The sequence below is a fragment of the Pseudoalteromonas sp. Angola-4 genome (assembly GCF_028599265.1).
Taxonomy (GTDB): Bacteria; Pseudomonadota; Gammaproteobacteria; order Enterobacterales; family Alteromonadaceae; genus Pseudoalteromonas; species Pseudoalteromonas atlantica.
Genome location: NZ_JAQREK010000014.1, coordinates 71,632 through 85,692 on the forward strand (window position 1 = coordinate 71,632; position 14,061 = coordinate 85,692).

The following is a 14,061-nucleotide window of genomic DNA, read 5'->3' on the forward strand; positions in this document are numbered from 1 at the left end:
CTAATGCACTTATTACACAAGTGCATTAGCGTGTTATCGTAATTTACTTAAAGCGAGTAGTAAAAGCTAAACCAGCCACGCATTTCATCCTCAAAGCTATCGCCCTCTACGCGCGATAATCCCATATTAAAGGTTAAATCGTTCACACCGGCTGGGCCTAATCCAAAGCTAAAATTGCCTTGATACTTTAAACCATAACTTTGTGCGTATACCGCATCATCTACCTGATGCTGTTTGTAATAAAGCCACGGCATGCCTTCTTTAAAGCTAAAACCACCGCCATAACCCATGTAGCGCTCAGCAGTTGTGCTATAAAATGGCAGCTCTGATGAAAGCACAAACTCACTATTTTGATGCTCGCTAATTAGGTTTGAGCTAAATCCGCCTAGCGCTAAGCTGCTATCATCGCGCTGCTTTTGAGTAAAATTAATATAAAGCGGCACATCAAACGCTTTACCAAATACTTTGGCCGCTAAATCATAGCCATCCCAATTATTGTTTTTACTGCTGCCATCGTAATACTGGGCATTAACACTTTGCCCTATAGCAAATGCTTGGCGGTCGTACTGCCAGCTTTGTGTAATGCCTATACGTGCCCATTTATTATAGTCTTGCTTATAATCGGTATAGTTATAAGCCAGCTCTGGCGTTATGCTAAACGCCGCGTATTTAATCGGGTAACTTAAGGCTGCAAAACCACCTCGCGCAGATACATCTGCATTTTCGCTCGTTTGGTATTGTTTTGCGGTATTTAAATCATAATCAAATACACTCAATTTAAGCTTAACTGGCAGTGCGTTATATTTTGCTTGGGCGTACCCACCGTGCAAAGCATCATCATTTAAATCAACACTATAGCCCGCTTGAAGATCTAACTGTTTAAGTAAGTCGCTACTTTTAATATTTATATTTAAAGCACTTGTAGCGGCCGAGTAATACTGTGCGCCTAGCGCTAAACTCGCATGCTGATCAAGCACATCGTAGCTGCTTTGTTTACCTACATTTTCGCTATATATTTTTGCTTTAGGCAAAGTGTATTGATCAACCAAAAGCAGTGGCGCGCTATTATCAAGTGCTAAATCAGTGACTATTTCACCCTCTAGCGTACTCGGTAATTGCTTTACATTAGGCCCATCAGCAGTAATAGATAAATAAAGTAATGCCCCTTCGTTTGTTTCTAGCGGGTGGGCAACGGCTTCTTGGCCCTGAGTAAGTTTAGTTAATGTGCTACTTGTAATATGGTAGCTATAAATATCAGTTGAGCCTTTTAAGCCGGCTACAAAGTAAATTTTTTCTCCGTTTTTACTAAAGCTGGGTTGGCTTAGGTATTGATACCCGTTTGGCATAGGCACGGCTTGGCGAGTATTATTGGCAATATCTTGTATATACAACTGCCAATTCTCATTTAAATTGGCTGATACATAAGCTAATTGGGTTTCATCAGGGCTAAAAGTTGGGTAGTCGTAAGCTGTTTTTAAGCTTTTAGTAAATAAAGGGGTAATGGTTTGCGTTGCTAAGTCTACTTTTACTAATTCTGAGTAGCCACCACGTACTTGCTCGGCGTAAAGGGTTTCTCCATTATTTGTAACACTAAAGCGGCGTAAGCCAGCAAGTTTAGTTAATTGCTCAACTTTTCCGGTTTCGGTGTTATAACTAAAAATATCAGACACTTTGTTATAAATACCCGTCTCTTCACGTGTATAAGCATTAAAGTAAAGTGTACTGTTATTTACCCATTGTGGATTAGCAATTCCCGCTCTGTTTATTTGATTTAATACGTGCTTTTTCTCACGTTTAAATACACTCGGGGCGTTATCGGGTATATCCAATGCATCGTTTTCTAATAGCGCTTTTTGTGCTTTTGTAAATTCATCTTCAGCTTTAGTATTATCCTGCGTGCTATAAATAATAAGCTTGGTTTTTTTATCTTTATCGCGCTCAACAATCGCAAGTTTACTGCCATCTTTTGAAAGCGCAGGGTTGCTTGCATATAAGTTAAGCTTTAACCACAGCTCGCTGTTAAGCGCAGGCTCTGACTGCTCTTTTGCCATAGCTTTATAAATATATTGTGCAATAAAGCGGCCATATAACTTAGCCGCACTTTGGCCAAATATCCCAGTAAAGGCCTCGTTAAAATCACGCTTTTTAACTGCCTGCATACGTGTCCAAACAGCATCGAGCATTTGCGCTGAATAAGTTTGCTCTAGCCAATTTAAAAACCGGCTGCCCATTAAATACGCCATAGAGCCAGCCATAAAACCGCCCTCTGTATCGCTTAGCTGGCTATAGCTAGGCAATGCCCCCTGCTGGGCAAACTCAATTAGCATTGACTCAGTGTAGTTATCAAATAGTCGCCCTCGGCCCGTCATTTTTGACTCAAGTAAGGTTGCATAACCTTCGGCTACCCAGCGCGGCATATCACTGTAAGTTAAGTCGTAAATATCCCACACACCCCGTATTTTTTGCTGCCACGTGTTGCGTGTTGGCTGCGCTAAATGCACTAAGTGAATATATTCGTGCAATATCAGTAATTGCTGCCAGCCACTAATGTTAGAAACCACCGTATCTGATTGCGGGGGCGTAGTAAAAAGGGCCATTAAAGGATTATTAGAAGTAGGTAAAGCAAAGCCGTTGGGCGCATTTAGGGGATCAAACACCACCACATCAACTACTTTATCGAGCGCTCGGTTTTGCTGCTCAAGCACTTTACTGCGTACTATTTCAAGTTCGACCGCTGTCGATTTAGCATAATCGGCGTTTTCGGTGCTGTAATGCACATTAAAGTGCTCGGTATGAATAGTTTGCCAATCAGCAGCTAAGGTAGGTGTGGCTAATAACAAAGAAGCAGCGATGAGTGATTTTTTCATAATAATCCTTTAAATGATTGATACCACTTAGAGTATTATTAAACCAACTAATGTTGCAGTAAAAAAATGTAACAAAGCTTATGAAAGTGTATAATTTATAAGCTTTTAAATTAAGCAATGGCTTGTTTTACATGAAAAATCAATAACGCCGTTAACGCTTTATTTGGCAACCTAAAAAGGCTAAATATGTAAGTCGATTGGTATAATTACATCCAGTTACGCTGCGTTGACTCCGCCTGATAAAGAGTAAAATCAATTATATAATCAGCATCTTGCTGCTTTATATAGGGCATAAAGGCAAACCCTGATGCAAGTTGTATATACAGGCTTTTAAGCCCTGCGCGGCGCATAAAGTAGGTACTAATACTGCGTGCACTTTGCGCTTTATACAGTTCAAACACACGGTAATGCACACCTATCATACCTTTACGTACCACCATGTAAAAACGGCCGTTGTCTTCATGCAAATAATAGCCATAACGCTGATAAGCAAGCGTTACTAATCCCGCTAAAACAAGTAATACTCCCAAGCTAAGCCAGGCATTAAAGTCACCTAAGTAACAGCCTAACAGTACAATAGCGCTTGGAATTAAGGCATAAAAGCTCAAGTTTTTATAAAGTAAGGCCGGTTCTGCGCCGTTAAACTGCAATTTTTTGCTATTAAACCACGGGTAAATCCATTGGCAAACGCTATCTACTTGCTCGCTATTTAAAACGGGTAACACTAAGGTTTGTTTATTTTTTTTAGCAGCCACACCCGCCGCTATACCGCCGCTACTTGCTTGTAAGCACTCAACGGTAAAACGCTTTAGTAACCGCCCCATTAGGTTTTGTTTTATAACTATAGATTGCACTTTATCCATGCTCATAGACAACTGATGGCGCTCTAATAAGCCGGCAATACGTTTAAATTTTTGGCCTTTAAAGTAAAGCTCAAAGTTATAAAAACGAATAAGCGACATACCTACCGACAACATCACAGCCGTTAAAACAAGCAAAGCAATAAGCGTTATCATGGCAAAGGTTGCAGCACTTGCCAGTAAACCAAGCTCTTGCTGATAAAACCCCTCTACCTTAGCAATAATTTGCTGCTCTAAAAAATCTACCAACACATTTATAAAAGGCGCAATAGCGGCCATTGCTAATATAGCCATATTAGACATTAAGCCAAATTTAGCGATTTCTTTATTACTGATACGTAAGCTATTTTCTGCTTCAAAATGCTCGCTTGAGGGTGTTTGCTCGTCGGGTTGCTGCTGCGCTTTAAAGGCAAAAATTTGTTTACGCATTTGCTGTGCATAGGCTTTGGTAACACCTGGCAATACCGCCTCTTGGGTTACGCTGCCTGCGGCATCAAAAATACAATTAACCAAATTAACGGGCGTAAAATAAAAAGGCTCAGCAATATTAACGTTTTGCACGCGCGAAAATTTTAACGTTAGGCGCTCTTTTTTAAACACCCCTTTGTTAAGCAAAATTTCGTGATCGTCGCTAATGCAAAACTTAAAATTTATGTAATATAAAATTGAATATATTAGCAGTGTCACTATCGCAATAGCACCTGCAACTTGCGCCCAAAACAGCTTGTTTTCTACTTGTGTTACAAACACCACAAGCATAGGCAGCAGGTTTAAAAGCCCGTCTTTTACAAAGCGCACACTAAAATACACCACAAAATACAATACCGCCCAAGGCGATACTTTTTGCCAATGTAGTGAGCTACTTTGCTCCTCGCTAATGGTATTACTCATTTGCTAATTCAACCTGCGCGGGTGTGTCGTCTTGGCGATAATTTTGTACAAATTGGCGTATGTTTTTGCACTGCTCGTGGGTTAAGCCACTTATTTGTAAATCAGCACTGACCCCGCCGGCACTAAATAACTTTAAACTGGCTAACTTTAGTTTTCGCTCAATAGGGCCTTGGTGAATTTCCATATGCTGTACACGCGCGAGGGGCAAAATAGTTATTTGCTGCCAAATAACCCCTTTTTTAAACGCAATATCGTGATTGCGCAGCGCAAAGCCCTGCAGCTTAATACTCAGGGCGTTATAAAACATTGAAATCAATATTAAAATAGGCACGCCTATCAGCAAGTAGGTTTGCGCTTTGTTAGCAAACGCTTCGTTAAAGTAACAAACAGCAAACAGTACCGCGCAAAAAGGAATGTAAAACGCCAGCCAATTAAGTTGCACGTGTAGTAACGCTTTATCGGCCAAGGGGTTAAGCTGTATTTCGCTATGCTTAGGTAAATCCATTACTTGCTGATTATCAAACACGATTTTAAGTACCTTTCCTATTTACTGACTGTTAGCCCAGCTGATTGTAGTAACTAACGTATGGCTTTGTTTAGGCTCAAGTGTCACCTTATCTTCTAACACATTGGCGGCTTCTAAACACACCATGCTCAGGTATTCATCGTCAGCAAAATTAGATAAACGCTTAGATTTTTCTATCCATGGGTTCCACAGCACACACGAGCTTGAGTTCTCGCGGCTTACATTAATAATCCCATCAGGGGTGTGAATGTGTTGCTGCTTAGCGGCCTGGGTATAAACCATATCGGTTTCGCGGGTAAACTTCACTGGCGCATTTTGCGCAAACGGCCCTTCGCCAAATTCAATATATTGCGCGCCTTGTAAACCTTCTACATGGGTGTGTTTTATATCTGAGGTAGGAAAATAGCTGTGCAAAGCCTGCGTATAGCTAAAAGGGCTATTACTTAAATTAGTGGTTGTTAAACGCACCTGTAATTGCTCGCTCAAAACAAACTCAACCTTTAACGCCGAGTGGTGCGGCCAATACGTTGGGTTAACTAATTTCATGGGTAAGTTTAAGCTAATTGTAATGTGCTCATCATCTTCATGCACTGCATCAGCTTGCCATAAACTGGTACGTGCAAAGCCATGCGCTGGCCAATCTTGGTTTTCATGATTACCAAACCAAGGCCAACAAATAGGAATACCACCGCGAATGCTCACCCCTTCTTGAAACGTCTCGTTTTTAGAGACCCAAATAAGTGGCTTGTTATTTTTTGGAATGAACTCGGTAATTTGCCCGCCTTGCAAAAATATTTTTGCATCACACTTTGAGCTCGCAACTTTTATAAACTCTAGGCCGGTTTCGCTTTGTTCAATGCTAACTGATGGCGATAATTTCATGTTTTTCCCTACAATGCTGATATTAAAGATTTTTAACATGTGCATATAAACAATAATGCATGTGCAAAGTATACGCTATACTCACTAAACATTGCGTGCATAATTTGTTCATTGGCGATTAATACATACACAGCTAACTTACAAACAATTACCAATTAATAACAGCTGTTATAAATAACACTAATGCGTATAAATAATGGCCATGCTTTAGGGCAGTAAAACCGCGGCTAAGGTTAGGCAAACGCATGTTAAATTTATTAAGGTATTAATGCAGGTGGGTATAATACTAAAGTCTAAACCATAAGACTTGCCAATTATTCACAACATACGTAGTGTGCGCACCACAATGCAAACAATATGCTAATAACATTTAATAAGTTTTAAACAAAATTATACTATTTTAGTTTCTGCTCAAACTAATAAAAACCAATAAACATGGGCTCAAGCTTAATTTATTATTTGAATTCAATTTATTTGATGTGTAACATTTCGCGATTACGGCACACCTTTGGCCCATCGACGAGATAAGCAAATGCAAAAATATGACGAATTATTAGTTTCTTTACGTAAAGTAATCCGCGCGATTGACTTACATTCTAAGCAGCTAAATAAAACATCAGGTTTAACAGGCCCACAATTGCTTATAATGCAAGAAGTAGCGCACACCGATGGAATAACAGCAAGCCGTATCGCTCAGAATGTTAACTTAAGCCCGGCTACTGTAACTAATATTCTTGATAGAATAGAAAGCAGAAACCTTGTAACACGCGTTCGTAGTCAAATGGATAAACGCCGAGTGAGCTTATACCTCACCGAGCAAGGGAAAGAGTTACTAGAAAAAGCACCTCAGCCACTGCAAGAACACTTTATTGAAAAGTTTTCTGCACTTGCAGAGTGGGAGCAAAGTTTATTGCTTTCATCTATGCAACGCGTTGCAGCAATGATGGATGCTGATAAGTTAGACGCATCACCTCTGTTAGAGGTAGGCGCGTTAACTCAAACACCAAATAAATAAAAAAAATAAAAAATAAATTTAAATTAGTTCTTACATCATTCGTAAGGGGCCTTTGGGCACCTTGAATTTTTTTATTTTTTAATCAAAACCTGAGCATCAACAATGACTAAACTCTCAAAATTAACGCTAGCACTAATGCTTGGCGGTGCAGCAAGCACTGCTCATGCAGCCGATCTCGACACACTACAAAGCCAATTAAAGCAGCTTAAGCAACAAATGCAGTTGCTTGAACAGCAGCTTGCTGATGAAAAATCAAAGCAAAGCCAAATCAACAAGCAACACGAACAACAGGTTGCCGAGATCAGTAAAAAGGCCGACAACAAAGAAGTTGTTGTTGCCGCCGCTGCGCCTGAACAAGAAGATGAAGGCATTAAAATTGGCGGTGCCGTACGTTTTAACTACAGCACAAACACCTACGATGAAGACACGCAAGACCGTGGCGGCGATTTAGACTTTGAAGTATTTCGCCTTAACTTATCGGGTGAAATTAGCGACATTTCTGTAAATGGTGATTTTCGTTTTTACGATTACATGACTATTGTTAAGTATGCATACTTAGGTTACGAATTTACAGATGGCTGGGAAGCGCAAGCCGGTATTGCACCTGTACCGTTTGGTAACGGCCCATACAACTCACACAGCTACTTTTTTAGCACCAACTACTACGTTGGCCTAGAAGATGACTTTGATTTAGGTGTAACAGTAAACCGTAAACTTAAAGACAACTGGAAATTAGACCTCGGCTTTTTCAAAAATGATGAAGTAGGCGGTGTTGATGGCAGCTCAGAAGTTAACGAACGTTACTCTTACGATATTGTTGGTAGCCGTGCAACAACCGAAGGCACCTACGACGCACCAGGTTCGCGCCTTGGTGAGTACAATACCTTTGCTGGTCGTACAGTGTATCAAATAGAGCACAGTGAAAACGCTAAAACCGATATTGGCGTATCACTACTAAGCGGTGGTTTGCACGACGGTAACGACCGTGCAGGTAACTACGGCGCGTGGGCGTTTCATGTAAATAGCCAAATTAATAACTGGAATATTCAATTTCAGCACGGCGAGTACGACTACGACCTAGACGACAACAGCAACCGCTTTGTAGTTGGCGCGTTTGATTACTACGATACCGTATCAAGCGAAGCAACCATGACCAACTTTAACGTAGCTTACGACCTATCGCTTGATTGGGGCCCAGTAACAGGCGTTCAATTTTATAACGATTACGGCATTATTTACGACAAGTCTGACGACAGCCCAGATACGTGGATGAACGTAACAGGCATGAGCGTATCGGCCGGTGCATTATTTACTTACTTTGACTTTATTCAAGCACGTAACCAGCCATTTATTGGTGGCTCTGTTGCAGGTGATGGCGACACAGAACGTCGCTTTAACATCAACGTAGGTTACTACTTCTAAATAAGTAAAACATATTTAGTATTTTAAAAGGGCAAACTTAGTTTGCCCTTTTTTGCGTTTATAGGGTTCGATTTTATAACTATTTGGCCTACAATCCTAACTAACAGCCATTACTTAAAAGAGCCTAAGTGAATATAAAAGCAGTATTTATTTGTTATAAAAACTTATGGCTTAAAGCACTTGGGTTATTGTTAGTGGCTCTTGGCATTATTGGTATTGTGCTGCCGGTTATGCCTACCACCATTTTTTTTATTCTTGCGCTTACCTGCTTTACTCGCTCATCACCAGCGCTTGAACACTGGCTACTTAACCACCCTCGCTACGGCGTTACCTTACAACAATGGCAAGCGCATAAAGTAGTGCCTGTAAAAGCAAAATGCTACGCCGCGATTGGTATGCTAATTGGTTTTGTATTTTTGCTTTACTCAAACGCCCCTGTTTGGGTTATTTACCTTGTTGGCGTAATTGAAATAGCCGTTATGATTTACCTAATTTTAAGGCCCTCGCACCCACCAAGTGCTAAATAACCGCCCTTTTTTGCATGCACACACCGTTTAGGCAAAAATTTAATGTAAAGTTAAGTAAGTAAATTTGTAATGGTTAATGCAAATGATTATCATGTTCTAAATTTAATTTAATTACTGTTTCTATGGCGTTTATTAATAAGCGGGCTTTGTACAGCACAAGCCGTGCGCTCCATATTTATATTTCTACAGCTTTGTTTTTTTTGCTTATTTTATTTTGCGTTAGCGGCATTGTACTTAACCATGTTGATTGGCTTAAAAACGACAAAAACAACGGCCAAGTAAGTACCGCTATTCCTCAAGCGTTAATGGCTAAAGCAAATACTCAACTAGATACATTGCCCACCCTCTACCCAGACATAGAAGCGTTTTTTGCCGAGCAATACGCGCTCACTAAAGTTAAAAGCATTGAGTGGGAAAAAGAAGACGCGCTGGTTATGCTCGACTACCCACTACCGGCAGGCTTTGCTTACGCAGAGCTTGATTTTACAACCGGTGAGCTAAACCTAGATTACCAAACCGGTGGCTTTTTAAGCCTGATTGGCGATTTACACAAAGGCCGCCACAGTGGCGCCGTGTGGAGCTGGGTTATTGATATTTCAGCGGTATTGATGATTATTTTTTCAATCACCGGGATGATTATTTTATTTCAAAACAGAAAAAAACGCTTAGCAGGAATATGGATAACCGTTTTAGGCATAGCAACGCCTTTGGTTATTTATTTATGTTGGGTGCCACAAATTAAAGGAGTGTCTTAATGTTAAAAGTAAGTACGGTACTAAGTGCAGCACTATTAATGGTTGCCGCATTATTTCAAACAACTGCGCAGGCACAAACGCCACAGCTAGAGATTGAATTAACCCTACCCGATCTCGATGTACAACCTTACCACCGCCCATACGTAGCTGTTTGGCTAGAAACGCCAAAGCGTAAACACGTAACGACGCTTGCGCTATGGGTTCAAAAAGCAGAGTGGTTTAAAGATTTGCGCCAATGGTGGCGTAAAGCAGGTAAAACCGACATTAACTTTGACGGCATAAGCGGTGCAACTAAGCGTGCAGGTACTTACACCATTGATTGGCAAGGTAAAGATTTAGACGGCAATGCCGTAAAGCCTGGCAAATACCTTTTAAACATTGAGGTTGTGCGCGAAGAAGGCGGCCGTGATTACAGCCGCGTAGAGCTTGATTTATCGCAAGCTGGCAAAGTGACCATTGAAGGTAAAAAAGAATTTTCGACAAGTTTTGTAACCGTAAGCACTAAGTAGCTGCTACTTAATCATTTGAATTTAAGGAAATACAATGAAAATTAATTTATTAAAAACGGCTTTAATTGGCGCACTTAGCTTATCGGCGCTGGTATCTACATCGGCAAGTGCACATGGGCGCTGGTTATTACCTTCGCACACGTCATTATCTGGCGACAAAGCGCACTACGTAATGATTGACGCGAGTATTTCTAACGAAATATTTGCACCCGACAAAGCCTTTAAACCAAAAGAAAAAGGCGCAGAGTACGACGACACTCTACTTATGGCCCTTGCACCAAACGGCGAAGAAGTATCTGAGACCATTCGTGCTTATTACCTAAAGCGTAAAAGCTCAGCGGCGGTAAGCCTAAAAGAAGAAGGCACTTACCACATTGCCATGACGCAAAAGCCGATGTACATGACCTTCTACAAAAACGAAGAAGGTAAGCGCAAGCGCGTATTTGGTAAAAAGTCAGAAGCTAAATTACCAAGCAATGCAAAAGATGTAACCACAACTAAAGTTATATCTACAGTAGATACATTTGTAAGCCGTAACGGTACTTCTAAGCCTGCACAACTTGGTTTAGGCCTTGAGCTTAGCGGCCCAACGCATCCAAACGATTTATTTGTTGGCGAGCAAGCGCGTTTTCAGTTACTACAAGATGGCAAGCCAGCGGGCGAAGGCATTGAAGTAAGCATTTTAAAAGGCGATACACGCTACCGTAACGAACGTGGGGAAATAAAAGTAACAACCGATAAAAACGGCATGTTTAGCACAACCTGGAAAGAGCCAGGCCTATACCTAATCGAAACCTCTAACAAAGTTAAAGTAAACGAAGAAGGCGTAGATGCCGGTCGTTATGCTCTATTCACGACGTTAGAAGTAGCACCTGAATAATTTTTTGCGTAATTTATAAAATAAATAAAGGCCAAGCACTCGCGTGGCCTTTTTACTTTTTAATAACTTTTACTCACACTCCCCTTGAATTCGCAACCATTCGACACAAGATTGCAACTCGAGCGATCTAAACGTCTATAGCGGGCGTAAACTGTCATTTTAGTTGTTAACAACTTAGAATAACTTAGACAGTTTTTATCTTTGCACACAGGTAGTGCCTTCTATATTATGCGCTCCTTTGAAAAATCAATAGTCAGCAGCCCTTAAGGGAATCAACATCATGTTAAAGCAATTATCAGCCAAAAAAGTAGCACTTAGCCTGGCCGTTACCTCTGCGCTTGGCGCGTCTTATTCTCCTGCATTTGCTGCAGAACAAGACACTCAAGCACAAGAAAGTATTGAAGTGATTTCGGTTACCGGTACCCGCAGAAGCCTGCGCAGTATTGCCGAAAGTACCGTACCTGTAGATATTATTACCAGTGGTGATATGCAAAGCACGGGTCAACTAGAAATTAGCCAAATACTGGCCAACCAAGTACCTAGCTTTAACTACCCAAGCGCCACCATGGGTGATGGTACAGACCACGCAAAACCGGCTGTATTACGTGGTTTAGCACCCGATCACACCCTAGTGCTTATTAATGGCAAACGCCGCCACGCTGGCGCGCTATTAAACTTAGCGGGTGTTGTTGGCCGTGGTTCTACCGCTGTTGACTTAAACATGATCCCAACATCAGCCATTAAACGCGTAGAAGTACTACGTGATGGCGCAGCAGCGCAGTACGGCTCAGACGCCATTGCCGGTGTAATTAACATTGTACTTAAAGATGCCTCAGAAGGCGGCAGCGTAAGCGTAACCTACGGCGAGTACGACACCCAAATGGCTGGCGTACCTCAGCTAGAGAGCACCTACGCAGATGCCGATGGCAACCTTGCCTTTAATACCGGCGCCGACCGCGAAGTAAACGACGGCGCAAGTCGCACAATCAGCGCAAACTCTGGTTTTGAGCTTTTAGATAACGGCTTTGTGAACGTATCAATTGAGTATCGTGATAACGACTCTACGCAGCGCTCAGGCTTTGACCCGCGCGAGCAATACGACCGCTTAGAAGATGGCAGCCTAGACCCACGCGAATTTACTATCGACCGTTACAACCACCGTTTTGGTAAAGCAGAGCTTGAAGACTACGCACTGTTTTACAACATGGGTTACGACTTTGATAACGGCTATAACCTGTACTCGTTTGGTAGCTACTCAAAACGCGAAGGTAACTCAGGTGGTTTTTACCGCCGTGCAAAAGACAGCCGCAACGTGTTAGAAGTGTACCCAGACGGCTTTTTACCGCAAATTGAAACCGACGTACAAGATTACTCATTTGCCCTAGGCCTGCAAGGCGAAACTGGCGAGTGGACATGGGATGTAAGTACCAACTACGGCCGTAACGACTTTGGCTTTGGGGTTGTAAATAGTATAAATACATCACTTGGTGCCGACAGCCCAACCGAATTTGACAACGGTGCATTGGTTTACGATCAGTTTTTAGTGAACGCTACGGCAAATACAGTGCTAGATTTTGGCTTGCCAGATGACGTATTTTTTACTGTAGGTGCAGAGTACCGCCACGAAAGCTACAAAATTGAGCAAGGCGAAGAAGCCTCTTACATTACCGCTTTAGATAGCGATGGCAATCCAATTGCTGCCGGTGGCGCACAAGTATTAGCTGGTTTTGGCCCAGAAAGCGTAACCGATGAAAGCCGCCATAACGTAGCGGTATTTGTTGAGTTTGATACTTACCTAACAGAAGACTGGAACCTTGTTTTAGCGGGTCGCTACGAAGATTACACCGACTTTGGCGATACGTTTACATCAAAGCTTGCGTCGCGTTACAGCATTAACGAAAACCTATCACTACGCGGTGCAATTAGCACAGGTTTCCGTGCACCATCACTTGCGCAAAGCTCGTACCGCCAAATCTCTACCGTACTTGAGAACAACCAACCGTTTGAAGTAGGTTTATTCCCTACCGATTCAGCGGCAGCGCAAGCGCTAGGTGCTGAACAATTAGATGCCGAAGAGTCAGTAAACGTAACAGCAGGATTTATGTACACGCAAGGCAGCTTTAGCCTAACTGTAGATGCCTACCGCATTGATATTGATGACCGTATTGTATTGTCTGAAAACCTAGAGGGCGATGCTGTAGTAGAAATACTGCAAAATGCCGGCGAGCTAAACACAGAAAGCGTACGTTACTTTACTAACGCTATCGACTCGCGCACGCAAGGTGTTGATATTGTTGCTACCTACAACTTAGATTTAAGCGATTTAGGTGACTTACGCTTAAACGTAGCGGCTAACTTTAACGATACCGAAGTAACGCACGTAGACGACAACCCAAGCGAGCTAAATTCACTCGGCGATGACTACGTTGTATTTGCACGCCGCGAAGTAGGCCGCTTTGAAGAAGGCACGCCAGATAGCAAATGGAACCTATCAGCAGTATGGAACTTTAACGAATGGCAAACCACCCTTCGTGCAACGCGCTACGGTGAAGTGGCCGATATTTCAACTACCGCCGATCGCGATGAGTACATAGACCCTAAATGGATCACCGACCTAGAAGTAGCCTACCGTCCAGACGAATACTGGAAATTTGCAGTAGGTGCAAACAACTTGTTCGATCAGTACCCACAAGCAACGGTAGATAACATTGGTTACTCTGACTTTGGCCAAATATTTCCGTACACGCCATATGCACCGTACGGATTAGATGGGCGTTTCCTATACGGTAATATTACTTACAGCTTTTAATAAATAACCTAAAAGCAAACACTTAAAAAGGATGCCATGTGCATCCTTTTTTAATTACTTCTTAGTGTATTTAACCACTTATTAGTAAATCCACTTTTCATAAACACATCTCACCCCA

General features: G+C 41.9%; 11 protein-coding genes. 7 read left to right on the forward strand and 4 right to left on the reverse strand.

The annotated features are described in order from the left end of the window. Positions 1-47: 47 nt before the first annotated feature. The 4 genes from PSH48_RS15290 to PSH48_RS15305 form a co-directional block, all read right to left on the reverse strand. The gene (locus PSH48_RS15290; protein ID WP_029773074.1) at positions 48-2,867 is read right to left on the reverse strand and encodes a TolB family protein; all 2,820 of its coding nucleotides are present in this window, start codon (positions 2,865-2,867) and stop codon (positions 48-50) included. 206 nt (positions 2,868-3,073) lie between these two features. Beyond that, positions 3,074-4,618, reverse strand: coding sequence for a PH domain-containing protein (locus PSH48_RS15295; RefSeq protein ID WP_029773073.1), 1,545 nt, complete (start codon positions 4,616-4,618; stop codon positions 3,074-3,076). Beyond that, positions 4,611-5,144 (reverse strand): PH domain-containing protein, encoded by a 534-nt coding sequence (locus tag PSH48_RS15300; protein WP_029773072.1) that lies wholly within the window; start codon positions 5,142-5,144, stop codon positions 4,611-4,613. Before PSH48_RS15300 ends, PSH48_RS15295 begins: the two co-directional genes overlap by 8 nt. A gap of 21 nt (positions 5,145-5,165) precedes the next feature. Next, a complete protein-coding gene (locus PSH48_RS15305; protein WP_029773071.1) occupies positions 5,166-6,026 on the reverse strand; it encodes a D-hexose-6-phosphate mutarotase in 861 nt (286 codons plus the stop codon). A gap of 532 nt (positions 6,027-6,558) precedes the next feature. Here PSH48_RS15305 and PSH48_RS15310 point away from each other — a divergent pair. The 7 genes from PSH48_RS15310 to PSH48_RS15340 all read left to right on the forward strand — a co-directional run bounded on the left by PSH48_RS15310 (position 6,559) and on the right by PSH48_RS15340 (position 13,943). Continuing rightward, entirely contained in the window at positions 6,559-7,041 is a 483-nt protein-coding gene (locus PSH48_RS15310) for a MarR family winged helix-turn-helix transcriptional regulator (RefSeq protein WP_004586011.1), read from the forward strand. A 102-nt stretch (positions 7,042-7,143) separates the two neighbouring features. Beyond that, positions 7,144-8,463 carry a hypothetical protein gene (locus PSH48_RS15315; RefSeq protein ID WP_024033996.1) on the forward strand — a complete coding sequence of 440 codons (1,320 nt, stop codon included), beginning with the start codon at positions 7,144-7,146 and terminating at the stop codon, positions 8,461-8,463. A gap of 128 nt (positions 8,464-8,591) precedes the next feature. Beyond that, entirely contained in the window at positions 8,592-8,990 is a 399-nt protein-coding gene (locus PSH48_RS15320; RefSeq protein ID WP_024033997.1) for a YbaN family protein, read from the forward strand. A 122-nt stretch (positions 8,991-9,112) separates the two neighbouring features. Continuing rightward, positions 9,113-9,745 carry a PepSY-associated TM helix domain-containing protein gene (locus PSH48_RS15325; RefSeq protein WP_029773070.1) on the forward strand — a complete coding sequence of 211 codons (633 nt, stop codon included), beginning with the start codon at positions 9,113-9,115 and terminating at the stop codon, positions 9,743-9,745. Next, a complete protein-coding gene (locus PSH48_RS15330) occupies positions 9,745-10,254 on the forward strand; it encodes a DUF2271 domain-containing protein (RefSeq protein WP_004586015.1) in 510 nt (169 codons plus the stop codon). Before PSH48_RS15325 ends, PSH48_RS15330 begins: the two co-directional genes overlap by 1 nt. A gap of 34 nt (positions 10,255-10,288) precedes the next feature. Beyond that, positions 10,289-11,134, forward strand: a complete 846-nt coding sequence (locus PSH48_RS15335; RefSeq protein WP_024033999.1) for a DUF4198 domain-containing protein — start codon at positions 10,289-10,291, stop codon at positions 11,132-11,134. Positions 11,135-11,414: 280 nt separating this feature from the next. Next, positions 11,415-13,943 carry a TonB-dependent receptor plug domain-containing protein gene (locus tag PSH48_RS15340; RefSeq protein WP_054983880.1) on the forward strand — a complete coding sequence of 843 codons (2,529 nt, stop codon included), beginning with the start codon at positions 11,415-11,417 and terminating at the stop codon, positions 13,941-13,943. Positions 13,944-14,061: the final 118 nt, after the last annotated feature.

Excerpts from the sequence above, each read along its gene's own strand:
- PSH48_RS15340 (WP_054983880.1), top strand. The coding sequence starts at position 11,415 with ATGTTAAAGCAATTATCAGCCAAAAAAGTAGCACTTAGCCTGGCCGTT.
- PSH48_RS15330 (WP_004586015.1), top strand. The coding sequence starts at position 9,745 with ATGTTAAAAGTAAGTACGGTACTAAGTGCAGCACTATTAATGGTTGCC.
- PSH48_RS15325 (WP_029773070.1), top strand. The coding sequence starts at position 9,113 with ATGGCGTTTATTAATAAGCGGGCTTTGTACAGCACAAGCCGTGCGCTC.
- PSH48_RS15290 (WP_029773074.1), bottom strand. The coding sequence starts at position 2,867 with ATGAAAAAATCACTCATCGCTGCTTCTTTGTTATTAGCCACACCTACC.
- PSH48_RS15335 (WP_024033999.1), top strand. The coding sequence starts at position 10,289 with ATGAAAATTAATTTATTAAAAACGGCTTTAATTGGCGCACTTAGCTTA.
- PSH48_RS15295 (WP_029773073.1), bottom strand. The coding sequence starts at position 4,618 with ATGAGTAATACCATTAGCGAGGAGCAAAGTAGCTCACTACATTGGCAA.
- PSH48_RS15315 (WP_024033996.1), top strand. The coding sequence starts at position 7,144 with ATGACTAAACTCTCAAAATTAACGCTAGCACTAATGCTTGGCGGTGCA.
- PSH48_RS15310 (WP_004586011.1), top strand. The coding sequence starts at position 6,559 with ATGCAAAAATATGACGAATTATTAGTTTCTTTACGTAAAGTAATCCGC.
- PSH48_RS15305 (WP_029773071.1), bottom strand. The coding sequence starts at position 6,026 with ATGAAATTATCGCCATCAGTTAGCATTGAACAAAGCGAAACCGGCCTA.